Source organism: Traorella massiliensis (assembly GCF_900104665.1).
Taxonomy (GTDB): Bacteria; Bacillota_I; Bacilli_A; order Erysipelotrichales; family Erysipelotrichaceae; genus Traorella; species Traorella massiliensis.
The window spans coordinates 308,684-332,401 of record NZ_LT629968.1; the positions used below are offsets into that span (position 1 = coordinate 308,684).

Annotated in this window: 19 protein-coding genes; 11 read left to right on the top strand and 8 right to left on the bottom strand. The window is 39.5% G+C overall.

The features are described from left to right. The first annotated feature begins 150 nt into the window (after positions 1–150). Genes BQ5367_RS05950 through BQ5367_RS05960 form a run of 3 tightly spaced genes read left to right on the top strand, consistent with a single transcriptional unit; the run spans position 151 to position 3,489 of the window. A complete protein-coding gene (locus tag BQ5367_RS05950; protein ID WP_071441613.1) occupies positions 151–1,083 on the top strand; it encodes a hypothetical protein in 933 nt (310 codons plus the stop codon). Positions 1,084–1,139: 56 nt separating this feature from the next. Further along, the gene (locus tag BQ5367_RS05955) at positions 1,140–2,060 is read left to right on the top strand and encodes a hypothetical protein (RefSeq protein ID WP_071441614.1); all 921 of its coding nucleotides are present in this window, start codon (positions 1,140–1,142) and stop codon (positions 2,058–2,060) included. After that, complete coding sequence (locus tag BQ5367_RS05960) at positions 2,053–3,489, top strand: ATP-binding protein (protein WP_235858741.1); 1,437 nt, start codon at positions 2,053–2,055, stop codon at positions 3,487–3,489. Before BQ5367_RS05955 ends, BQ5367_RS05960 begins: the two co-directional genes overlap by 8 nt. Positions 3,490–3,533: 44 nt before the next feature. On the opposite strand, the gene BQ5367_RS05965 is transcribed toward BQ5367_RS05960, so the two are convergent. The 5 genes from BQ5367_RS05965 to BQ5367_RS05985 all read right to left on the bottom strand — a co-directional run bounded on the left by BQ5367_RS05965 (position 3,534) and on the right by BQ5367_RS05985 (position 7,992). Continuing rightward, positions 3,534–3,905 (bottom strand): TnpV protein, encoded by a 372-nt coding sequence (locus BQ5367_RS05965; RefSeq protein WP_071441615.1) that lies wholly within the window; start codon positions 3,903–3,905, stop codon positions 3,534–3,536. A 48-nt stretch (positions 3,906–3,953) separates the two neighbouring features. Beyond that, positions 3,954–4,181 carry a hypothetical protein gene (locus tag BQ5367_RS05970; protein ID WP_071441616.1) on the bottom strand — a complete coding sequence of 76 codons (228 nt, stop codon included), beginning with the start codon at positions 4,179–4,181 and terminating at the stop codon, positions 3,954–3,956. Positions 4,182–4,238: 57 nt separating this feature from the next. Next, positions 4,239–4,442 (bottom strand): transposon-encoded TnpW family protein, encoded by a 204-nt coding sequence (locus tag BQ5367_RS05975; protein ID WP_071441617.1) that lies wholly within the window; start codon positions 4,440–4,442, stop codon positions 4,239–4,241. Between the two features lie 75 nt (positions 4,443–4,517). After that, positions 4,518–5,417, bottom strand: coding sequence for a phage major capsid protein (locus tag BQ5367_RS05980; RefSeq protein WP_071441618.1), 900 nt, complete (start codon positions 5,415–5,417; stop codon positions 4,518–4,520). A gap of 265 nt (positions 5,418–5,682) precedes the next feature. Continuing rightward, on the bottom strand, positions 5,683–7,992 hold the full coding sequence (locus BQ5367_RS05985) for a phage/plasmid primase, P4 family (RefSeq protein WP_071441619.1): 2,310 nt from the start codon (positions 7,990–7,992) through the stop codon (positions 5,683–5,685). Between the two features lie 631 nt (positions 7,993–8,623). On the opposite strand from BQ5367_RS05985, the gene BQ5367_RS05990 reads away from it, so the two are divergent. Genes BQ5367_RS05990 through BQ5367_RS06005 form a run of 4 tightly spaced genes read left to right on the top strand, consistent with a single transcriptional unit; the run spans position 8,624 to position 14,760 of the window. Beyond that, the gene (locus tag BQ5367_RS05990) at positions 8,624–8,863 is read left to right on the top strand and encodes a helix-turn-helix domain-containing protein (RefSeq protein ID WP_012103576.1); all 240 of its coding nucleotides are present in this window, start codon (positions 8,624–8,626) and stop codon (positions 8,861–8,863) included. Beyond that, on the top strand, positions 8,856–10,781 hold the full coding sequence (locus BQ5367_RS05995) for a site-specific DNA-methyltransferase (protein ID WP_071441620.1): 1,926 nt from the start codon (positions 8,856–8,858) through the stop codon (positions 10,779–10,781). Before BQ5367_RS05990 ends, BQ5367_RS05995 begins: the two co-directional genes overlap by 8 nt. Positions 10,782–10,795: 14 nt before the next feature. Then, positions 10,796–13,756 carry a type III restriction-modification system endonuclease gene (locus tag BQ5367_RS06000; protein WP_071441621.1) on the top strand — a complete coding sequence of 987 codons (2,961 nt, stop codon included), beginning with the start codon at positions 10,796–10,798 and terminating at the stop codon, positions 13,754–13,756. A 35-nt stretch (positions 13,757–13,791) separates the two neighbouring features. Further along, positions 13,792–14,760 (top strand): protein NO VEIN domain-containing protein, encoded by a 969-nt coding sequence (locus tag BQ5367_RS06005; protein ID WP_071441622.1) that lies wholly within the window; start codon positions 13,792–13,794, stop codon positions 14,758–14,760. A 175-nt stretch (positions 14,761–14,935) separates the two neighbouring features. On the opposite strand, the gene BQ5367_RS06010 is transcribed toward BQ5367_RS06005, so the two are convergent. Further along, positions 14,936–15,154: a hypothetical protein gene (locus BQ5367_RS06010; RefSeq protein ID WP_071441623.1), complete on the bottom strand. Its 219-nt coding sequence runs from the start codon at positions 15,152–15,154 to the stop codon at positions 14,936–14,938. Then, entirely contained in the window at positions 15,138–16,076 is a 939-nt protein-coding gene (locus BQ5367_RS06015; RefSeq protein ID WP_071441624.1) for an alpha/beta fold hydrolase, read from the bottom strand. The genes BQ5367_RS06010 and BQ5367_RS06015 overlap by 17 nt, the downstream gene beginning before the upstream one ends. A 278-nt stretch (positions 16,077–16,354) precedes the next feature. On the opposite strand from BQ5367_RS06015, the gene BQ5367_RS06020 reads away from it, so the two are divergent. Next, positions 16,355–20,572 carry an acyl-CoA dehydratase activase-related protein gene (locus BQ5367_RS06020; protein ID WP_071441625.1) on the top strand — a complete coding sequence of 1,406 codons (4,218 nt, stop codon included), beginning with the start codon at positions 16,355–16,357 and terminating at the stop codon, positions 20,570–20,572. 84 nt (positions 20,573–20,656) lie between these two features. Here the strand turns inward: BQ5367_RS06020 and BQ5367_RS06025 are convergent, their stop codons facing one another. Continuing rightward, positions 20,657–21,550 (bottom strand): hypothetical protein, encoded by an 894-nt coding sequence (locus tag BQ5367_RS06025; protein WP_071441626.1) that lies wholly within the window; start codon positions 21,548–21,550, stop codon positions 20,657–20,659. Positions 21,551–21,838: 288 nt separating this feature from the next. On the opposite strand from BQ5367_RS06025, the gene BQ5367_RS06030 reads away from it, so the two are divergent. The 3 genes from BQ5367_RS06030 (at position 21,839) to BQ5367_RS06040 (ending at position 23,704) form a co-directional block, all read left to right on the top strand. Continuing rightward, the gene (locus BQ5367_RS06030) at positions 21,839–22,033 is read left to right on the top strand and encodes an ArsR/SmtB family transcription factor (protein WP_143052354.1); all 195 of its coding nucleotides are present in this window, start codon (positions 21,839–21,841) and stop codon (positions 22,031–22,033) included. 106 nt (positions 22,034–22,139) lie between these two features. Then, positions 22,140–22,802, top strand: a complete 663-nt coding sequence (locus BQ5367_RS06035) for a nitroreductase family protein (RefSeq protein ID WP_071441627.1) — start codon at positions 22,140–22,142, stop codon at positions 22,800–22,802. A 92-nt stretch (positions 22,803–22,894) separates the two neighbouring features. Then, positions 22,895–23,704, top strand: coding sequence for a phosphorylase family protein (locus tag BQ5367_RS06040; RefSeq protein ID WP_071441628.1), 810 nt, complete (start codon positions 22,895–22,897; stop codon positions 23,702–23,704). Positions 23,705–23,718: the final 14 nt, after the last annotated feature.

The following is a 23,718-nucleotide window of genomic DNA, read 5'->3' on the forward strand; positions in this document are numbered from 1 at the left end:
TGCGTTCCTCCTTTTCCTTTGTTCTGCGCCGAGAAAGTAACCTGAGTAACCGAGTGTCAAATTACTTCTCACTAATAGGAGAAATACGGGGTGTAAATCGGAACTGTTTTTGAAAAAAAGAAAATTCTTTTTCGGGGAGGTGAAGCTGTCGTGGAACCATGGGAGGATGAACTGCTGTGGGATGATGATTATTCCGATGAGGAAGAAGATGCCGAGGAGCAAATAGAGGAAACCGGCCTTGAAATGGCTGCGGACAGCTTTGCCGATTGGGAGGATTCCTCGGACGGTGCGCCGGTGGATGAGCCGCTGGAGGAAGCGCTTGCAGAGGAACGCACGCTGGAGCTGGAGAGCGAACTGGAGCAGGACGAGCATCCCAGAGACTATGATGCCGAGCTGGAGGACGAGGAGGAAGAAGCCGCGCCTACCAGTGAGAAGCGGCTCAAGCGGGAAATTCGCGCCGAGGCTCTGCGGCGGCTGGAGGAAGCAGCACGGACAGAATCGGATTTTCTGACTGTGGTAGACGAGTGGAACAAGCTGGGCAGAAATCGGGAGCGCCGAGAGCGTGACCATGAAAACCTGCGCGGGGATGTTCCTTTGGAGTTTCAGGCGGTGCCTGATCCGAAGATTGCTCCCCTCTGGATGAATCTGCCGAGGTTCCGTCAGCTCTGTCAGGGAAATTTTCTTGACATCATCTTCTCCTGCCCCTACGAGCTGCATGAGCTGACAGCGAACCGTTTTCTCTCCAAGCTCTTTTTCACCCTCAGTGATGAACAGAAGGAGGTGCTGTACTACCTGTTCGTCAAGCAATACAGCACTACAAGGCTTGCTGCCATCCGTGGGCAGTCCGACCGGAATATCCGAAAGCTGCGGATGACCATTCAGAAAAAGCTGCAAAAGCGGATGTACGAGCATCTGAGCGAAAAACAGGAGAAGGACTACAGCATTACTCTGCGAGAACGCGAGTTTATAGAGGAATATGAGGCGTTGCTGCAAACCATGGGCAAGGATGCCGTGATCCGCCGAGAGAACAAAACCAAGCCGAGAAAAAAGAAAGCCGCCCTTGACGATGCCAAGGACGGTTGATACAATAGTAATATGGTTAATATATAGATAGATTACGAATTGAGAGGAACAGCGCCATGAACAATCTGTTTGCGCAGTCCCATTCCCATTGGGTGCGGTATGACCGCTATGAGATCAAGACCGGCAAGGATGGGAAACGCTATATAACGCCGGAGAACACAGCAAAGCCCGATGTCTATAACCCGCTGAAGGAGTCCTCCGAGATGGTGCTGGAGGCACTGAATGTTGGGATGCTGATGATGAACCGCAGCCCGGAGGATGAGGTGGAAAAGGCAATTCTGGCTTTTGTGACCCATTACGGTCTGTTGGGGCTGATGACGGCGCTGCCCACCACGCCGTCCTTTATGGACTATGAGGCAGTCTATCTGCCGAAGAATCACTTCATCAAGGAAGAAAGCATGGCAACAGAGGACTACCTTGCCCTGTTCTATCCCTTTGACAAATTGGATGTAGTGAAAAAAGGCGTGGAATCCAGTTGGAATGTTTCCGGGGATAATATGATGATTGCCCTGACCATGACCTTCATGGATGAGCCGATGGCAAAGAACATGAGCTTCCAGCGGGAATATGCAGAACCGTATGATTGGGTGGCGCAGCAGTTCAAGGATTGGGCGTTCACGCTGACTACCTCTATTTTGTACTACAATGACTACGACAGCATTGACGAGGATACAAGAAATCTCTACCGCAAGGCCATGGCTGCCTTCGGCGGCATTGCGCCGAGCTATCATATTGAACTGCTGGAGAAACCGACGATCTATTGGGATTTCCATTCGCTGCTGCTGGGTATCCAGATGATGTTCAGCTTCATGCTGGTTGATGATGCGAAACCCCTGCGGCTGTGCAAGCACTGCCAGAAGGTATTCCTCGGCAGCCGGGCCAATTCCGCATTTTGCAGCGCCCGGTGCAAGAATCAGTATAATGTCTATAAGAGCAGAGGGAAGAATAAGGGAAAGGACGGTGAGAATAATGATTGACCGCTGGATCGCAGAAGCGACCGAATGCGATTTCAAGGTCGCGCTGGAGGTAAAGAAGCCGAAAAGCTGGCTCAAAAGCGTCAGCGCCTTTGCAAATGGCATTGGCGGCACGCTGTTTTTCGGTATTGATAATGACAGAAATGTTGTCGGCTTAGCTGACGCACAGAACAATGCGGAGGCAATCAGCCGCTTGATCAAAGAGCGTATCACGCCTTATCCGAGTTTTATCCTCGCACCAGAACAGGAGGACGGCAAGGATATTCTTGTGCTGTCTGTGTCAGCAGGGCGCTCCACACCGTATTACTACAAAGCGGACGGCATTATGGAGGCGTATATCCGCATTGGCAATGAAAGCGTGATTGCCCCGTCCTATGTGCTGAATCAGCTGATTCTCAAAGGGATGCACCGCACCTATGACGAACTGGTTTCCGAGTATGATTTCAAGGATTACGCTTTTTCCAAGCTGCGCGAACGGTATAAGGCTTGGACGGGCAACAGCATGGAAGAAAAGCTGTTCGATTCCTTCGATATGCGGGACGAACACGGCAAGCTGACCAATGCAGGCGCTTTGCTTGCAGATGATTCTCCCATCAGGCATTCCCGCCTGTTCTGCACACGCTGGAACGGCCTTGATAAAAGCGGCGGCATGGTGGATGCACTTGACAGCGCAGAATTCTCCGGCAGCCTGATCATTCTGCTCAATGAGGGTGTCAGTTTTGTCAAGCGGAATATGAAAACACGCTGGAAGAAAACCGCCGATTCCCGTGTTGAGATGCCCGACTACTGCGAGCGGAGCGTTTTTGAGGCGCTTGTCAATGCGCTGATCCATCGTGATTATCTGATTTTGGGCAGCGAGGTACACATTGATATTTACGATGACCGTCTCACCATCTATTCTCCCGGTGGTATGCCCGACGGCACACGGATACAGGAACGGGATCTGTCCAGTATTTCCTCCACACGCCGCAATCCCATCCTTGCGGATATTTTCGGCAGATTGGGCTATATGGAGCGGCAAGGCAGCGGCTTTAAGAAAATCACGGAAACCTACCGCGCCGCTCACAATTACCGTGACGAACTGGAGCCAAAATTCTATTCCGATGCCAGTTCGTTCCAAGTTACGCTCTATAATCTGAATTATGGAGCGGCGGCAAACACAACCAAGATTACGATTGAAGATGAAAATGTTGCGATTGAGGTTGCGATTGACCGGCTGAACGCAAGCCAAGGTACGATTGCAAAGGCGAAAGCGGTATTTGCAAATATGGGCGTCGATGGTGTCTTTGGCCGATCCGATATCGCTGCTATCACAAAGGATTCTGTTACTGCCGCAGGGAATCTCATTACAAAACTGAAAAATGCGGATTTGATTGAGCCTGTCAGTGGCTTTGGAAAGGGCAAGTATAAGTTTATACCGCCTAAAGAATAAAGATAATGCCCGTTATCGGCCATGCTGCCAATAACGGGCATTTGTCATTCATATACAAGCTCGGTCAGAACGATTTCCTCCGCACGGCTGCGGATGTTGTTCATGCGGCACACCCATTCCATCTGGTCGGCGGCTTTGAGTGCTTCGGTCACACCTTCCCGCTTCGCCATTGCAGAAACGATGATTTCCATACGCTCATTGCAGGCTTGGTCGATCTCGGCAAGGTGACGATGCAGCGTTCCGCTTGTGAGCAAATTTGCGTAAAGAACAGGACGATGCTCCTTCAGATAGCTGCGGCGCATACACCCATACTTGCCGATTTGGTATTCCGGTTCTTCCGGCAGCGAGAGATTGGGAATAAGATAATCTCCCTCTTGTCGGTAAGTGACACCCATTTCCTCAAATAGAGATTTCATAAGAATCAGCTCCTTTTTGTGTTGATTTTCAGCGGTTAATAGGTTTTTCTACTCCTTTCCTATAACTGCTGTTCCATTCACCACAAATGAGCCGCAGTCATATGTATTAGGTGGGAGAAACCACCCTCTACATAGTATCTCTTGGTTTACTATGCTGTTGCTGTCTCCTGCAAGCTCATCATCACGGGAAAGCCTGCAGTAAAGAGCAGTAATTTTCGCTTCTTCAAATGCTAATGTTGATTTACGTATAGTGCTAAATGTTGACTGTCTATTCATTTTTTTCCTCCATTTCCGACAGTCTTCAAGCGGTTTAGTACTATGTATATTACCGTACTACCTTGAAGAAGTCGAGTTGATTTCCGTGGGTTTATATGAACTATCTGATAACTTTGAAAGGTTTTTTGCGTTGACTGTAATCAGTCGTTTCAGCTTGGAATATGCACTTTCCTTTGCTGAATCACTTACTCGTGATTCCACCACATAGACCGTACCTCCGATATCGGATTTGGTTGTGCGGCTGTTACTTTGGTTTTCCATATCGTGACCTCCTGTCCGATGTTTTGATGGAACTGGCACTGAGCCGAATTGATGACCCAGTGCCTAATCCATTATTTAAGCTTTTATTTGTAATATTTTCAGAGCATCCGATTGAATTAGCTTCCCATCCAATCTCTCGTAAGCAGAAAAGCCAATTTGCCCCTGCAATGCATATAATTCACTTAATTTCTTTATTGTTATTGGTTGACGCTCAATCAGCCAGTAGTATGATAAATCTCCAATTACAATGCTTTTTGCTCCTGCTGATACTGTAGGCATATATGGAGAGGTAACTACAGGCTTTCCGAAGATGGTGTTATCTGAAGAATTCCACAGATAACTGCCGCTTGTATCCTTAAGGGTTCTAAGGAGCATAGCTGTATTATCGTGCATGATAAACACAGCGTTATTTCGGTATTCATCTTTTAATGAAAAATACAGCGAAATAATCTCGTCAAAAGAGATGGTAGCACTATCTGCTGTAGTTACATCTGCGTCTGCCGTAAGTATACCTGTTGGCTGTGTTGTGCCATTTCCATTAAGCAATGCATTTTCCTCAGCCTTGCCAAAACGCTTCGCAAAATCACCCATCAGATATTTTTCAAGATTAAAGTTCATATCGGTGACGAATGAGCGGTTTAGCTTGACAAGAGATGCCAGCTTGTATGATTTCACCAGAAACTGTGTAAATGTATCGGCGCTTTCGGGGATTGGATCTCCGTCTTCAACCCAATCTGCTGTCCCCTTTGAGGATACCGCTTGAATTTTACCTTCTGCAGAAGATAGATTGATAACAGTAGCAAATCTGCGGAATATATTTTCCTTTGCCAAAGCAGTGTTAAAGCCTTCTCTGAACTCATCTGGTGCGACATAGGCTCCTGCATTATCAAAACCCTCGCTTAGATTTTGATTGTTTTCTTCTTTTCCTTTCATAACATTCCAAAACGCTCTATTATAAGTTGTTGATGTTGCCATAATCGTTTACCTCCTAAATTAAAATGGATTGTGGGGTATATACCCCGTTAGAAACCGCGTTTTTTTACGCGTTGCCCCACGCCCGTTATCCAGATAAAAAGGTGTGGAGATTTGACCTGCCCCTAGGGGCAGGTATCAACACATGGAGTCATATCCAGTGGTTTAAAGCTTTGTAGCAAGATGTAGCAGGTAAAAACTAAACTCTCTATACGAGAGCGATTTTTTATATAACCTGTTTTTCTTGCTACAAGCTGCTACACTGTGTTTAAATAAGAAGAAATTCTTCTTCTGTCAGCTTATATCCGATAAGCATTGTGGTCATTCCACCACCAGAACGTGGTCGTTTCCGTTCTACACGGGCGATAGCTGTTAATGCCTGTTTGAAGTTTCTTGCATTCTCCGAATAACATCCATTGGCACTGCACCAACGCTGATACCGGGCATACACTTCAGATGTCCGCACCTCACTATTAGGACTTTCCTCCAAGGCATCCTCGAAAAATAATGCTATTTTGTCGCTGTCACGCTTATAAGCCTCTGTTGCTGTCTTAACGGAATCAGGTAAAGTCAAGCCTTCCTTTTTTAACAGCTGATAGCCTTCAATTAGCCAGTTAAGGATAGCACTCTGATTCTTCGGTTTGGCGAATTCACGTTTTAGGTTTTTATCCTGCTCGCTTTCATCAAAGTGTCGTTCAAAAGGGATAATCACCACTCTGCCACTGGAAAACAGCGTCATATCCGTAATAACGGGCAGATAATTGGTGTTGATATATAGCTTAAACTTTGGCGAAAAGTCAAAAGAATTCTCATGTAGAAACCTTGCGTTGATGGTGTCACCACCCGTCATGCTTTTTACCTGTGCAGCATTTAAGACAAGTCCTCTGCTAGGCTCGGAGATATTTACATAGCGTACTCCTGCAAGCCGGGCAATATCTTCACTTGGACTTGAACTGTTATTGTTCTTTTTCAGACTGATAGTCTCCGGCCTTGCGGTACAGCCATAACTGCCTAATACCTTAAGAATGCTCTCGCATAGCGTACCTTTTCCGTTTCGAGTTGTAGCACCATAGAGAACAAACAGGCATTCATACCGAGTGTCTCCGCTGATACTGTAGCCAAAGGCTTTTTGGAGGAATTTTGCCTTTTCCTCATCTCCGCTCATAATCTCATGAATAAATCTATCCCATCGCTCGCTTTTTGCTTCTGGATCATACTTAACACCAGATATCTTTGTGAGTCTGTCCTCGCTGTTGTGGGGACGAAAATCCATAGACATTAAAAACAATGTTCCATTGGCACAATTGAGCATAAGCGGGTTTTGGTCAAATTCAGCCATTGATATGGGATATACGCTCTGTGCATCCTTAAGCACCGTTTCCCTGTATCTTCTTGACTGCCACTTTCGGCAATAGTCAATGTATGCCTTTCTTTGATGTTCATCCTGAATAGTCAAAGCATAGGTTAGCAGTTGATTAGCCAATGATTTACACATTTCCATTACTTTTAGATTAGCGACATCAGGAATCCAAATACCATTCTCATAGCAAAACCACATCTTCCTTTCGGGAACAAAGCGGGCAAAAGATTTATAATAATCAGCAAACAACCTGCTTGCCCCAATAACCGTCCAAGGGTAGCGATCGTTACTCTCAGGCTTAAAGTCAGCAAGGGAATATTCTCCAAAATCTTCTGTAGCTGATGAACGCTTACCACCTGGTTTGTATATTTCAGTAGCATTTGCGATAGCTTTTTCTATGGTTATCATTCCATAAGTACTGCCGGACTGTGGTCTATTCCATTTATCCCGCATTAAGCCGCTTTTTCGGAAAAGTCTGTCCATCTGCCCAATATCCCTGCCACACCAAAATGCCAACATACCGCAAAGTGCCAAATCAGCTTCACTAGCAGAAGCATAACCAGATGTATCTCCTTGCCACAATGCTTTGAACCTTTCTCCGTTTGCCGATTTTAATGCCTTCTCAATAACAGACTTGTCAGACAGATAGGATTTACTTTCTGTATCCAGTAGTTGCTTCACAGGGGCAGGACGCAGCATATATTTGTCTAGTATCATCTGTAGTTCATTCGATTTCTCCGGTATATCACCATCTGCAAATACATTGCCCGTTACGGTAACAAAACGATTTGTTGCTGCAGCCACATAGACCTCAACTCCCAGCTTTCTGTTGTTGATATAGTATTTTATTTTGTCAAAGTTAAAGCCTGTGGCCTTAAAGAAAATATGCAACCCTTTCCCAGATGGACTGTGTTCCATATAGCAACCACTAAAAGCCTCTACAATACTTTGGGCAATAGGCTTAAGCTTACCGCTACTATCAAAGCAATCATCTAAGTCGATAACACAAATGTCATTACCTACCAAAAATCCGATACCATCATAATTACTTACAGCAGCTACCGCCGAACTAAAATCTTTAAAGGTACTCCGCTTATCTGCTTTTGCCCTTTTTCCTGTTACCGGGTTATAGGGAACTTTGGTTTTTCTACCACTTCGTTCTTCATATTTCCAACAGCAAAACTGTGGCTTATCTTTAAGCACCTGTGGCAAGTTCATTTATTTTGTTTTCAGTTACTTCACCTCCTTGCCTTTTATTAATGACCCGAAACGCTACTGTTCCAGAGAGTTTGCCTTGTTTGACACAACATCGTTATCTTTCAAGGAATACGCTCGGAATTATCGTCATGGCATATTCTGCTTGAAATATCTCTTGCATTTCGGAGTATTCAGTTGTCAAGGAGCAGTGAGAGAAAAACTATGCTTTCATTGGGGGATTATTTTTCCTCTCACCTTATAGCCTTGATAGGACACATTAGTTGAGGATTTTAGAAAAATATTTTTCTTCCTCATCCATAAGCGAAGAATTCTATTGATTCGAACCCCTAAAATAATAAAACAGCCTGTCTTTTTTCCAGAAAAGACGGCTGTAATGTTTATGCTTTTGCTCAAATTTGAGCGGAAGTGATATTTAGTTTAAGAAGGATTAATGTTATAACTTTGCCTTTGGTTTTACAAATAGACTTACAGACTTTTTTGTCTAAAAGTCTTGATTTAAGCACCTTTAATTTCATGCGTAAATAGAAAATTGTGATTGAAATAGACGAAAAATAATGTGAGATTAAAAATTTATACTGTTTATAGCGTGTTTTTGTGATATAATTATTAATATTTGTAGGAGGTGCAAAAAATGGCAATACATTATAACAAGCTATGGAAGCTGCTAATTGATAAGAATATGAAAAAGAAAGATTTGCAACGCCTTTCCGGTGTTAGCTCGGCAACTATCACAAAGCTTGGCAGAAACGAAAATGTAAATACAGAAATACTTCAAAAAATATGCACAGCTTTAGAATGTGACATTTGTGATATTTTAGAGTTTGTACCTGATAAAATTGAGAAAGGCAAGGTGAATGATAACAATGATTAAGGATATTATGAATGCCAATGATAGTGCAACACCGAACAGTCGAGAAATGGCTGTATTAAAAGAAAATTTCCCCTCATGTTTTAGGGCAGATGGATCCTTTGATATTGAGCGGTTTAAGGAATTTTTAAGTGATAAGATTGCTGTAACGGGAGAGGGTTATGAACTTAAGTTTTTGGGTAAAAACTATGCCCGATTGCTGGCTTCAATTGATACTACAACAGTTGTTGTGCCAGACGAGGAACATAACTCAAAACCTGAAAATATGAACAGTGAAAATATCTACATAAGTGGCGACAACCTTGATGGATTAAAGCATCTCTTGAAGTCCTATTCAGGTCAAGTTAAATGTATTTATATTGATCCTCCTTATAACACTGGAACAGATGGATTTGTGTATAATGACCAGTTCAAATTTACTGTGGAAGAGCTTTCGGAAAAACTAAGTATTAGCGAAGAACAGGCACAACGTATTTTAGACTTAACAAAGCGTGGTTCGGCTTCTCATTCTGCGTGGTTAATGTTTATGTACCCACGTCTTTTACTGGCTAGGGATTTACTTAAGGATGACGGTGTGATTTTTATCTCAATAGATGATAATGAACAAGCAAATCTAAGGCTTATTTGTGATGACGTGTTTGGGGAGGAGAATTTTGAAGGTCACATTCATTGGAGAAGACGACATAATCAACCGAATGATAAAACTAAATTAATAGGAATTGTTGCTGAACACATTCTTGTATACTCTAGAAATTGTCAATACCTTAAAGATGCAGGCGTTGGTAAAGTTGCACTTACAGGAGAATTTTCAAATCCTGATAATGACCCACGTGGTGACTGGGCTTCAAAACCTTGGAAAGCAGGTTCTGATCAATCTGGCACTAGATACACTATTATTACTCCAACTGGGATTGAACTTAATGAAGAATGGATGGGAGACTTTGATACATATACATCTCTTTTAAACGACAATAGAATATATTTTCCACGTGGTGGCGATGGAATGCCTCGAAAGAAATATTTCAAAACTGAAAGGCAGGCAGAGGGGCAATGTGCTACTAATTGGTGGATTCACGAAATTTATGGGAGCAATCAAAAAGCTAGCGATGAATTAACAGAGCTATTTGGATTTAAAAATGCTTTTAGTAATCCCAAACCAACGCAATTAATTGATGCAATAATAAGCTTAGCTAATGTTAAAGACGGTGATATTATTTTGGATTTCTTTAGCGGTTCTGCAACTACGGCACATTCTGCACTCAAATTTTCATTAGGATGTAAGTGTAAATTTATAATGATACAATTGCCTGAAAACCTTGATTATCTTTTTGCAAATGCTTCTAGTAGTGAAAAGGAAAAGTGGAAAAATGTTATAGAGATGTTAGATGAAAATGGGCGTCCTCATACACTTGATCAAATTGGTATAGAACGCATTATCAGGGCAGCAAAAAAGATAAAAGAAGAATTTCCAGACACTAAGGTAGATCTCGGTTTTAGGCACTTTATTCTTGCTGAGCCTGAGCAAAACACTCTAGACAAGCTTGAAAAGTTTGACCCAACTGAAAATAAATTATTTGCTGACAAAGACATTCTTAGTGATTTTGGAAAACCTACCGTCCTTTCAACGTGGCTTGTTAGAGATGGATATGGACTTACAGCAGATGCTGAGGAGTTAAATTTTGCTGGATACAATGGCTATTATATAGGAAAACATCTTTACCTAATTGACCCGGAATTGTCTAATAAGGCGATTGAAGCCATTGTAGTAAAATATGAAACTGACGGTAGCTTTAATCCTGAGAACGTGGTGTTATTTGGTTATAGTTTTACATGGACGGAAATGGAAGCTTTAAAAATTAATTTGAAACGGTTGAAGGATACAGAGAAAAACTTGCGTATCAACTTCGATATCCGTTATTGATTGGAGGGTATGTTATGGAACTTATCCTACAACGAGGATTACCACACCAACAAAAAGCTGTAGATGCAATAAGTGCTGCTTTGAATGGGGTACAGATAGCTTCTCCTGTACAATTTTATGAAAATCCAAGTATTTCTCTTTCTGACCCTAAACTAGCTGCAAATATTAGAGAAATTCAAAAAAATATACCTGCAGAATATCGAAGCAGTATGCCTGTTGGTGATTGCTTGAATATTGATATTAAAATGGAAACCGGTACAGGAAAGACTTACGTTTATACTCATACTATATATGAGCTTCATAAACGTTACGGACTTAATAAGTTTATCATCGCTGTACCTTCACTTGCGATTAAAGCAGGAACTGCGCAGTTTTTGCGTGATGAATATGTAAAGCGACATTTTTCCGATGTTTGTGGCTATGGTACAGAGATTGAAGTTGGAGTACTAGAAGCGCCAAAAAACAAGAAAAAGGGACGCTCCTATTTCCCGAGTGTTGTGAGCGACTTTGTAAAAGGTTCTTGCCAGAACACGAAGAAGATTTATGTATTATTAGTTAATATGCAACTACTTGTTGTCCGATCAAATGGTATGCTTAGCCGTGACGACTATGATTATGGAGTAGAAGGTTTTTATAGACCACTTGATGCTATTCGTGCAACAAACCCTGTTGTTATTATTGATGAGCCACATAGATTTTCTCGTGACCAGAAGGTATTTAAGGTTATCGTTGATGAAATAAAACCACAGTGTATTATACGCTTTGGTGCTACCTTCCCTGAAACTACAAGTGGACGTGGAAAAAACAAAATAACCGTAAAAGACTACCAAAACCTGCTCTATGATTTAAATGCCTGTGAATCTTTTAATCAAAATTTGATAAAGGGAGTAACGAAGGAGCATTTTGAACCCGTATCCAAGCGTGAAGAAAAGGTGAAAATCACTTCCATCACAAGCAAGGATTCTGTTACCTTTCAGTATAAAAAGCGTGATGAATCGACTAAAACATTTACTCTTAAAACTGGAGATTCACTATCTATCATTAATGAAGCTTTTGAGGGAATTACGGTTCATGCTATTGGCAAATCAACAGTTGAGTTTTCTAATGGTATTCAAAAGTCAACTGGTGAGGAATTGGATGTGGATATCTATATGACCTCTTATCAAGAGCAGATGATGCGTCTTGCCCTTGAGCGTCATTTTGAAACAGAAAAAACAAACTTCTGTGGTCGCAATTTCAAGATCAAGACATTGGCATTATTTTTTATCGATGATATATCATCATATCGACCAAACGAGGAAGGTAAAACCCCTTATCTATTACAAGCTTTTGAGAGATTGCTTAAGGAACGGATAGAATCGGTGCTATCTACCCTCAGTGAGCATGATACAGAATATCGGGCATATCTGGAAGCAAGTCTTGCAGATATTTCTGCTTGTCATGCAGGCTATTTTTCACAGGACAATAGCGATTCGGATGAAGATATAGCAAAAGAAGTAGAAACCATCCTTCATGGGAAAAAACACCTTCTCTCTTTCAAGAATAATGACGGTAGCTATAACACTTTACGTTTTCTATTTTCAAAATGGACACTTAAAGAGGGCTGGGATAACCCTAATGTATTTACGATAGCTAAACTTCGTTCTAGCGGAAGTGAAAATAGTAAACTGCAAGAGGTTGGACGAGGTTTACGTCTACCTGTAGATGAGAATGGTAATAGAATCTCCAATGAAGAATTCCAGCTTAATTATATTGTTGACTTCACAGAGGCAGACTTTGCTAATCGATTAATAGACCAAATAAACGGAGAAATTCCACAAGCTTCTTCTATTAGCGAAGAAAGATTGGAACAAGTGGCCAAGAAGCTTGGCATGACTTCTGATGAGCTTTTTGATGCACTATATGATAAACATTACATAGACAGGCGATTAAATATAAAACCCGATACAAGGGACGCTTTCTTTGCAGAATACCCGGACTTTGCTACAGGATTGTCTTCAGGTAAGGTAAAAGACCGAAATGTAGCAAAAACAAAACCTGTAAAAATCCGCAAAGCTGTTTACAGTGAAATACGCAAATTATGGGAAGCAATCAATCAACGATATCTACTTTTCTATGATGATGATCTGGATGCTGATATGGCTAAAGTTGTTTTATCCTTGCTGGAAAAACCCGGTGTTTTTACAGACGTTGTCATGACTAGCTCCAGAGATATCGTTAAGAGCGATGGCTCACAGATGATGATTGTTTCAGATACAGGCGCCCAATATATAGTATCCAAACCTATTCCCTACAATGAATTTCTTAAGAGGATCACAAATGCTACAAACATTCCAATTAAAGTATTGCATGAGGCATTGTGTGAGTATGTTAAGAGGAATGGAACTATAAATCCAGAACATATTAATGAAAATTCTGTCAGCATGTTTATCCAACAATTTCATGACTGGAGAAGCAATAATTTGCAAGGTCGATTCCATTATGCAAAAAGCAATACGCCTGTTGGTGCCACAGCACTTACCTATTCAGACGGTTCTCCACGTGAAGATATTGCACAGGGACGTATCGGCACAAAGATAGCTCCGGGAACACCAAGCGAGAAGTATTTATATGATGCTTTCGCTTATGACTCACCGTTGGAACAAAAGAATATTATGTCGGACATCGAAGAAGTCATTGTATATGGAAAAATTCCACGTAGCAGCATTGCCATACCGACTATTACCGGTGGAATGTACAGTCCAGACTTCATGTATGTTGTAAGAAGGACTTCCGGTGAGAAAGAGCTTAACATTGTAGTCGAAACAAAAGACGTAGAAAATAAATCCGACTTACGTGGTACAGAAAAAGCAAAAATTGATTGTGCTCGTGTTTTCTTTGGTATGTTCTCGAAAGATGGATACACTGTTTATTTCCGTGATCAGTTAAACAACAAACAGATGGCTCAGATTATTAAGGAAGTATTAGCAGAGTGATTTGTGTGAATTTCTAGCTGAAAGGAGGTAAATCAATGAAAGCTATGATATTCTTAAACACAGCTTGGATGGAAAGATATGAAGGTTTATTGGGAAATGATAAAGAAATACATGGCGGTGGCTCCTATGTTGAAGAATATGGTTATGGACACGAAATATTCAATTTCAAAAAAATTAGCGGTAAGGTATATGGTTATGCTCAGCCAAGCGGGTATAACAACCTTCAAAGATTAGGAGCGAGTGAAGATGATGAATTCATAGATGATGTTTTAGTCATTTTCACTGCAACCCACAAGAATGGCGGAACGTATATAGTTGGATGGTATAAGAATGCCAGGTTTTTTAAAGATTATCAGAACACTAATCTTTCAGAAAGAAAATTTAGAAATGAATATATCGGATATTATGTTGTTGCTAATGCTGACAATGCTACTTTACTGAGTATAGATGAAAGGTTCTCATTTCCGATAATACCAAGAAGAGTAAAAGGCGGAATGGGTCAATCAAATGTTTGGTATGCTGATAGCCCTGAAATGGAGGATTTTAAGAAAGAAGTTCTAAGACATATAGAAAGATATGAAAAAAAGAAAAGTATTAGGCGTCGCCTTCCTATCTTCCGCCAAACCGATGCAGAACTAAGAAAGAAAATAGAGAATATCGCTATTAGAGAAGTTACCAGAGAATACTCAGAAAGGGGTTTTGCCGTGACTTCTGTAGAAAGTGAAAACTTAGGATGGGATTTGGAAGCAGTTTATAAGAAAATTAAATTAAAATTTGAAGTAAAGGGACTAGCAGGTCAAGAGGTTTCTGTTGAGTTAACTCCAAATGAATTTTCAAAAATGAACAACAATAAGGACTCTTACAGATTATGTGTTGTTACAAAGTGCCTAGAAAATCCTGTACTTTATGTTTTTTCATATTCCTCTGAAAGGAATGAATGGATAAGCGAAGATGGTCATATACTTTCAATTGACCAGATTATATCCGCAAGGTGCTATACTTAATTCCATAAAATGACCATATTTTGTATTACCACTAAACACAAAAAGACCAGCCGCTTCAAGCATTCATGCCTGATTGTGACTGGTCTTTTTTGCCCCGCTTGAAGCTGTTCACTTTAGTTTTTTTTCTTCAATCCCTAAGTGAGCGCTTCTTTCGCCGGTCTTTTACATGATTGATTTATTTTTTATCTTTATTTTGGATATCTGTAAATGCAGAAGGATTTTTCTGGTATTCTTTGTAAATGATGAATCCTCCCATTGCCATCAGTATCAAAGAAGCGATCATTCCGATAGATAGCGTCATTTGAAAAAGCAGCGGGAGATTAAAAATAAAAAGGATCAATCCTCCGGCAAAGATGCCACGGGTAAATGAATGTATCTTAAATTTCTTTTTCATTCTGTTCCTCCAAAAAAGAATAAACTTGTTTTGCCATTTCATCGCTTTGTGTCCAATGAAGATAATGAGAACCTTTCAGTTCGATCATTTTAGCATTTTTACAGTTTGCGATTTGCTCTTCATGCAGTTTTTTCCACCACTTGACCCTAGAAATATTTTCTGATGAGAGAAATATCAGGATCGGAAGTGTTGAAGGATATTGAAGATCACGGCAATGTTCAAAATTATCATGGATCCATTGACCTTCATTCTGCAAGGTTTCATTTTTATCAGAGAAGGTCATCGCACGAATCGTAAATAAAGATTCTTTATCATAGTTTTCCGATGGCGGTGTCAGAAGAGCCGGTTTGATCTTATCGATGAGACGTAATAAACCGATCTTACGTAACGGCTTCATTAGTTTTTCTTCTAAGGAAGCATCTATATAATCAATTTGTTGAGGAACGCTTGGATCAATGCCAATGATTCCTAGAACCTCTTGAGGATAGGTGTGCTGATAATAGAGACCGTAAACTCCTGAGATTGAATGGGCCATCAGATAATAATGATCACATTGCAGTTTTTCCATTAAAGCATGAATCTCTTCACAGATGTTTTGAACGCTTCTTGGACGAAGCGAATGATCGCTTTCTCCATATCCGAAATATTCAATCGTGATTACTTTTGAAAATGTGCTCAAACGGTCTGCGAGCGGTTTAAAATCTAAAATAGGTGCTGCACTGCCATAACCGCTTAAAAGAAGGATGACAGGACCTTTTTCACCGCTGATAGAAAGATTCATCGTACCAAAGCGAGTCGTTACCCGTTTTCCATAAGATTTTATCTTACGAAGATCGTTTTTCTCTTGAATACTTTCATAGGTATAGGAAGCAGCAATGACAGATGTGCCAATGAACAAGGGCCAAAAAATCTTTTTTTTCATAGATACACCTCTTTCCTTATATTATACGATGTTGAAAAAAAGAAGGCAATAAAGAAGTGATACTGGCAAAATATGTGAAATGAATGATTTTCTTGACACATAGTTATACAAAGTTTAAAATAAGTTGTAAAATTTTTAAGATTATAAAGAACCGGGAAATATCATACAAAAAATGAGATGTGTATAAATTTTAATCAAATTGATTTTCAATTTATTTTAAAATCCGTAAAATAAGAACATGAAAATCAATCGTATGGAAACAAAGGAGGCTGATAGATATGTATTATTTAGGTATTGATGTTGGATCTACAACGGTTAAGGCATACCTTACCAATGAGCAGGATGAATGTCTTTATCAGAATTATATCCGTCATAATTCTGATGTGCGAAATACGATGCTCTTTTTACTTGAAGAAATCAGAAATCAACTGGGAAATCTTGAAATCCATCCCGTTATCACAGGATCAGGAGGACTTTCAATTTCTACCACATTAAATATAAAATTTGTACAGGAAGTGATTGCTTGTACAAAGACAATAGAAAAGTATATACCTGAAACGGATGTCGCAATTGAGTTAGGTGGTGAAGATGCGAAGATCACTTATTTTGAAGGGTCATTGGAACAGAGGATGAATGGAACCTGTGCTGGAGGTACAGGTGCTTTTATTGACCAGATGGCTACGCTTCTGCAGACAGATGCCTCCGGACTAAATGAATTAGCAAAATCGCATACTTGTATTTATCCGATTGCGTCAAGATGCGGAGTATTTGCAAAGACAGATATCCAGCCATTGATCAACGAAGGAGCTCAAAAAGAAGATATTGCAGCCTCCATTTTTCAAGCAATCGTAAATCAGACGATCAGTGGTTTGGCATGTGGAAAACCGATATGTGGCAAAATAGCTTTCTTAGGAGGCCCGCTTTATTTTTTGGATCAGTTAAGAGTCCGTTTTATTGAAACTTTAAACTTAAAAGATGAAGATGTGATCTTTCCGGAAAATTCACAGCTATTCGTGGCCATGGGAGCTTGTTTAAGCGCTAAAGAGAATACAGAAGAAGTGCAGATCGATGAAGTTATCGATAAGCTGAAACATCTAAATGCTCAGCCAAGTGAAAGCGTGGGCTTGGAACCTTTATTTGAAAATGAAGGGGAACTGATTGAATTCCGTAATCGTCACTTCAAAGATAGTGCGAGAAGAAGAAGTCTTGAAACTTATCAGGGTGATCTTTATTTAGGAATCGATGTCGGATCAACGACTTCAAAAGTTGTTATGATCGATCCAAAAGGTAATATCCTTTATTCCTTTTATGATTCAAATCATGGAAACCCTTTGGAATTGATGATCGAAATCATGAAAAAAATCTATCAGCTGATCCCACAAGGAGCCCAAATCAAAAAAGCAGGTGTTACGGGTTATGGAGAAGCATTGATACAGAGCGCTTTAAAGATCGACTATGGTGAAGTTGAAACGATTGCTCACTATACGGCAGCAAAACATTTCCAGAAAGATGTAGATTTTATTTTGGATATTGGTGGTCAGGATATGAAGGCCATCACGATCAAAGAGGGTGTGATCCAGGATATTACATTAAATGAAGCATGTTCAAGCGGGTGTGGTTCCTTTTTAGAAACATTTGCACATTCGCTGGGATATGGTATTGAAGACTTCGCAGATTTAGCGCTCCGCTCAAAGCATCCTTTGGATCTTGGAAGCCGTTGTACTGTGTTTATGAATTCTAAAGTGAAACAGGCTCAAAAAGAAGGTGCTTCACTTGAAGATATTTCTGCCGGACTTTCATATTCAATTATCAAGAATGCTTTATATAAAGTTATTAAGTTAAGAAATAAAGACCAGATTGGTAAGCATGTTGTTGTACAGGGTGGTACTTTTAATAATAATGCTGTTTTAAGAGCTTTTGAAAAAGAAACCGGTATTGAAGCAATTCGTCCGGATATTGCCGGTTTGATGGGTGCTTATGGTATGGCAATGATTGCCAAAGAAAAAGATGACGGTAAGGGAAGTACGATATTGAGTGCTGAAGAGCTAAAGGACTTCCATTCTACCCATACGATGCGCCATTGTGGCAAATGTACGAACAACTGTTTATTAACGGTGACTGAATTTACAGATGGAAGAAGATTTGTCAGTGGAAACCGTTGTGAAAGAGGGGCTGATCTGCCAGTTAAATCAAAGACACTTCCAAATCTTTATGAATATAAATATCGTCGTTTATTTAGATATAAGCCATTATCGAAGGAAGAAGCGACTCGTGGCAGTGTAGGTATTCCACGTGTCTTGAACATGTATGAAAATTATCCTTTCTGGCATACTTTCTTCACAGATCTTAAATTCAGAGTCATATTATCTGATAAATCATCAAAGAAAATATATGAAAAGGGAATTGAATCGATACCAAGTGAAAGTGTTTGTTATCCAGCTAAGATCACACATGGACATATTGAAAATCTGATTGAAAAGAACGTAGGCTTTATTTTCTATCCATCTGTATTATATGAAAGAATTGAAAATAAAGATGCTGGTAACCATTATAATTGCCCAGTCGTAGCCTCTTATCCAGAAACGATTCGTAATAATGTAGACAATCTTCAGTCGCATAACATTATATTTAAAAATCCATTTATTTCATTGAATAATCCTAAGACCATGTTTAAAGTGCTGAAGGAAGAGCTTAAAGAGTTCAATATTTCAGATAGTGAATTGAAACATGCAATCCAAGTGGCTTATGAAGAATTAGATGTTTTCCAAAGTGATGTACGTGAAGAAGGTAAAAAAGCCTTGAATTATATGCGTGAGCATCATTTACAGGGAATCGTGCTGGCAGGACGTCCTTATCACATCGATCCGGAAATCAATCACGGTATTCCTGATTTGATTACTTCTGAAGGCTTTGTCTTATTGAGTGAAGACAGCATCTGTCAATTAGATGAAGAGCATCTGCAGCTAAGAGTCGTGGATCAGTGGACTTATCATTCTCGCTTGTATAAAGCAGCTTCTTACGTTTCTTCACAAAGCGATCTGCATTTGATTCAGCTGACTTCTTTTGGCTGCGGCCTTGATGCCGTAACAGCTGATCAGGTTTCAGAAATTCTAAAAGCCAGAAATAAGATCTATACCTTGATCAAAATTGATGAGGTAAGCAATCTGGGAGCGATTCGTATCCGTATCCGTTCGTTAAAATCAACGATTGAAAAAGGTGAAGAACATCTTGATCTTTCAAATAAGTATGCAGTGAAAAAAGTAGTGTATACAGAAAAGATGAAAGATGAACGTTATACGATCTTATGTCCACAAATGTCACCGATTCATTTCCAATTTGTTGAAACGGCCATGAGAGAAGAAGGCTATAACTTTGTAGTCTTGCCAAGTGTCGATGAAAATGCGGTAGAACAAGGCTTGAAATACGTGAATAACGATGCCTGCTATCCAAGTATCCTTGTTGTCGGACAGATGATGAATGCTTTGAATAGTGGTAAATATGATGTCAATAAAACAGCTTTGATCATTACTCAGACGGGTGGCGGATGTCGTGCAACAAACTATATTGCTTTCATACGTCGAGCTTTAAAAGATGCAGGCATGGAACAGGTTCCGGTCATTTCCGCAAACCTTTCTGGTTTAGAAAGCAATCCAGGATTTAAACTGACGCTTTCTCTTGCGAAAAGAGCCATTATCGGTGTTCTTTATGGGGATCTTTTGATGCGTGTATTATACCGTGTTCGTCCTTATGAAAAGGTAAAAGGTTCTGCGAATGCACTTTATGATAAGTGGGTTAAGAAAGGGCAAGAAAATGTCCGTACGAACAGTATGAGCGAATTCAAGAAAAATGTCGTTCAGATCGTTAAAGAATTTGATGAACTGCCGCTTATTGATGTGAAAAAACCAAGAGTAGGCCTTGTAGGAGAAATTCTTGTGAAATTCCATCCTACCGCAAACAATCAGGTAGTCGATGTAGTTGAAGCAGAGGGTGGAGAAGCTGTTATGCCCGATTTGATTGATTTCTTCCTTTACTGTTTCTATAATGCGAAGTTTAAGGCAGAACATTATGATGGAACGAAAAAAGGTGAATGGATCACAAAGGCCGGTATTGAACTGGTAGAATTTTTACGAAAAGATATGGTCAAAGCATTAAATGAGTCAAATCGTTTTACTGCTCCAAACCGAATCGAACATTTAGCTGAAAAAGCCAGTGAAATCGTTTCTTTAGGAAATCAGGCTGGTGAAGGATGGTTTCTAACAGGAGAAATGATCGAACTGATAGAAGAAGACTGTCCAAATATTATTTGTATGCAGCCATTTGCCTGTCTGCCAAACCATGTTACTGGAAAAGGTGTTATCAAAGCTCTACGTAAGAAATATCCACAAAGTAACATTGTCGCTATTGATTATGATCCAGGAGCAAGTGAAGTTAATCAGCTGAATCGTATCAAACTGATGTTAGCAACAGCCTTTAAAAATCTACAAAAAGAAATGTAAGTCTTTTAAGAAATAAATGGCTTATACATATAAAAACCTCCATTTTCTATATTGAATATGGAGGTTTTTATGATGATATTGATATTAAGCTTTTTTGATTAATTTTTCATATTTAGAAAATTCACTTGATGGAATATCTAATAATTCCATAGCCTTGTTTAAATCAATTTGTAAATGAACCATGATACTTTGAATGGACTTAATGGTTGCTTCTTCAATGCCCTTGGCTATACCCTTATTCTCTACATAATCACCTAAGTTGCACATTTCTCTGATCTCCTTTCTAGTTTCGTTATCCATGACGATGCCATAGTCTTTTTCTAGAATTTCCAGCTTTCTCTCGCTTTGAATCGTTTCATCCAGCAGTGTCTGCAGGAATCCCAGGATCTCTTCCTCGCTTTCCCTGCTTAAATAAAGCAGGATCACTGACAGCTTATCGTAGTCTTCTTTTCTAATTCTATTGTAGCCAACATGGACCGTTTTGTCCAGCGAGATTTCCGTTATGCTGCCTCTTTCTTCTTTGGGAGGATTGAGGCAGATCCAGATCGAATAGACCTTCTTGAGATTTTCATAACGGGAACCTTTGATCTGATCCTCATACTGCATGGAAAGCATACGGCTGCCATAGTAGACTCCTCTTGCCGATAAAGGATAGCCGGGATAGAAGTCATCCTGAATTTCGATATTGATGTAGAAGTCGATATCCTGATCACTCTCAGGCAGATGTGCCATAAAGAAGATATCAAAAACGACTTTTCCTTCTTCCAGAGTATCATCTTCAAACTGGGTAATGAAAGGTGAAAGACGATGGACTTCTTTCTGATTGACAGAGATGTCATGGATACACTTGCTGGCAATGATAAAGACATCGACATTACTGAATTCATGAATACAGCGTTTAAGGATATATGCGAGAAAGATAGGACGAGCGAGGATCTGTTTACAAAATGTGTCATACTGTTTGTTGAGATTGCTCATACATACCTCCACTCTTATATATCCATCAAATCGGCAAATTTCCCAAAAATATTGATATAAAATGAATATTGGTGAATTAAAATGTTTTTTCATCATGATGAATTCGATCATTTGAATATTTATTTTATCTAAAAGAAGAATGAATTGTCTTGATTTTCTTTACAAATGAACAATTATGATCATTTTGTGGTAAAATCAATAATCTAAACAGTTAAACGATGGAGGTGGAGATGAATACAGCTTTGGATATTGAAAACTTGAAATCACTCTTTACATCAAAAGACATTATTGGCATTAGGTGATGAAACAAGGGCTCAGATCTTACTGATGATGTTAAGTGGTGAATGTCAGGGATCAAGAGTGGTAGATATTGCGAAAAAGACACATTTGTCTAGACCTGCCGTATCTCATCATATGCAGATCTTAAAAGATGCAGGGATCGTAAAGTCTAGAAAAGAAGGTACATTGGTATATTATATTTAGATCCACAGAAAAGTGAAATAGATAACATGGTCTTACTTTTTCAAAAAATCCAACAGATCATGAAATATGTACCAGATCGTAGTGAAGAGAGTTTGTAGGAGGAAATATGGAACTTTTAGATTTGATGAAAAATAGACATTCTGTCCGGTCTTATACAGATAAAAAAATTGAAGGTGACGTAAAAGAAAATTTAGAAGCATTTATTCAACAGTGTAATCGTGAAGGTGACTTGCACATGCAGCTAATCGTAGATGAACCCATGTGTTTTTCTACGATGATGGCTCATTATGGTAAATTTAATAACGTTAAAAACTATATTGCAGTAGTAGCTAAAAAAGGTTCTGGTTTTGATGAAAAGTGTGGCTATTATGGTGAAAAGGTCGTACTTCATGCCCAAAGCTTAGGATTGAATACTTGCTGGGTAGCTCTTACTTTTAGTAAATCAAAAGCTGTTTTTAAAGTTGATGAAGGTGAAAAGTTATATCTAGTAATTGCAATTGGCTATGGGGAAACATCAGGTGTCTCTCATAAAATCAAGTCAGTGCAGGATGTGAGTGATGCACATGAAATGCCACAGTGGTTTAAAAATGGAGTGGAAGCTGCTCTTTTAGCGCCTACAGCTATGAATCAGCAGAAGTTCACATTTCAGTTAAATGGAAATGAAGTTCATGCAAAGGCAGGACTAGGTTTTTATTCAAAAATTGATTTAGGAATCGTAAAATACCATTTTGAAATGATTGCAGGAAAAGAGAATTTTACTTGGAAATAAAAAACATCAAGAGTGCAAAGCATTTGCTTTGCATTTTTAAATATCAGGCATCTAAGGATATGATATAATTATAAAAAAATTAGGAGATTGCCATGAGAGATAAACTGAATCAGATATTAGAAAAATTACATCAATATAATACAGATCATATCGCCTATATCAACTTTGGATTGGCAGAAGATATTATCTATGATGCCTTAATTGTTGCACCTTCCTATTCTCCAGATAAGATTATCAGCCACGATAGTTATAAAATTACAAAAATGGGTTCAAGAAGCTATTGTACAGGATATGAGGTTGAAAAAGATCATTTAAGAATAGCCTGGATAAAAACGGCTGCGGGAGGCTGTAATATGCTGGATTATTTATTGATCTGCGGAGAATTACAATTCAAGAATTTAATTTTTATAGGTGCTGCCGGTGCACTGAAAGAATCTTTTCATATTGGAGATATCTGTACTCCGTCTTATTCAGTGGCAGCAACATTGGCGAATACGTATTTAAAAGAAAGTCTTAAAGATTATGTTCCATTTGAAAAAGTCTATCCTGAATTAAATTATATCGATCATATGATTTCATTAGCCAAAGATCATCAGTATCAAATAAAAAAAGCGTCAGTATTTTGTACGGATTCTATCGTCATGGAATATTCGCATTTAGAAGAAATCTATTCTTTTGATACAGATCTGATTGAGATGGAAACAGCTACTTTTTATGAAATTGCGAAATTGATGGAAGTACCTGCGATAGCTTTGCTAGTAGTTTCTGATAATTTAAGGTTAAAAATTCCTTTAGCCGGAAGAAGTGAAGAAATTTTAAAATCATATGAATCTTCAAGAAAAAAATTGGCAGATTTGATATTTATGATCGTAAAAAATAGTGATCATATAACCAAAAAATAGGAGTTGATATTGAT

Coding starts and splice junctions, on each gene's coding strand:
- BQ5367_RS06040 (WP_071441628.1), top strand. CDS start 22,895: ATGAGAGATAAACTGAATCAGATATTAGAAAAATTACATCAATATAAT.
- BQ5367_RS05955 (WP_071441614.1), top strand. CDS start 1,140: ATGAACAATCTGTTTGCGCAGTCCCATTCCCATTGGGTGCGGTATGAC.
- BQ5367_RS06025 (WP_071441626.1), bottom strand. CDS start 21,550: ATGAGCAATCTCAACAAACAGTATGACACATTTTGTAAACAGATCCTC.
- BQ5367_RS05980 (WP_071441618.1), bottom strand. CDS start 5,417: ATGGCAACATCAACAACTTATAATAGAGCGTTTTGGAATGTTATGAAA.
- BQ5367_RS05975 (WP_071441617.1), bottom strand. CDS start 4,442: ATGGAAAACCAAAGTAACAGCCGCACAACCAAATCCGATATCGGAGGT.
- BQ5367_RS06000 (WP_071441621.1), top strand. CDS start 10,796: ATGGAACTTATCCTACAACGAGGATTACCACACCAACAAAAAGCTGTA.
- BQ5367_RS05995 (WP_071441620.1), top strand. CDS start 8,856: ATGATTAAGGATATTATGAATGCCAATGATAGTGCAACACCGAACAGT.
- BQ5367_RS06010 (WP_071441623.1), bottom strand. CDS start 15,154: ATGAAAAAGAAATTTAAGATACATTCATTTACCCGTGGCATCTTTGCC.
- BQ5367_RS06015 (WP_071441624.1), bottom strand. CDS start 16,076: ATGAAAAAAAAGATTTTTTGGCCCTTGTTCATTGGCACATCTGTCATT.
- BQ5367_RS06035 (WP_071441627.1), top strand. CDS start 22,140: ATGGAACTTTTAGATTTGATGAAAAATAGACATTCTGTCCGGTCTTAT.
- BQ5367_RS05970 (WP_071441616.1), bottom strand. CDS start 4,181: ATGAATAGACAGTCAACATTTAGCACTATACGTAAATCAACATTAGCA.
- BQ5367_RS06020 (WP_071441625.1), top strand. CDS start 16,355: ATGTATTATTTAGGTATTGATGTTGGATCTACAACGGTTAAGGCATAC.
- BQ5367_RS05960 (WP_235858741.1), top strand. CDS start 2,053: ATGATTGACCGCTGGATCGCAGAAGCGACCGAATGCGATTTCAAGGTC.
- BQ5367_RS05965 (WP_071441615.1), bottom strand. CDS start 3,905: ATGAAATCTCTATTTGAGGAAATGGGTGTCACTTACCGACAAGAGGGA.
- BQ5367_RS05985 (WP_071441619.1), bottom strand. CDS start 7,992: ATGAACTTGCCACAGGTGCTTAAAGATAAGCCACAGTTTTGCTGTTGG.
- BQ5367_RS05990 (WP_012103576.1), top strand. CDS start 8,624: ATGGCAATACATTATAACAAGCTATGGAAGCTGCTAATTGATAAGAAT.
- BQ5367_RS06005 (WP_071441622.1), top strand. CDS start 13,792: ATGAAAGCTATGATATTCTTAAACACAGCTTGGATGGAAAGATATGAA.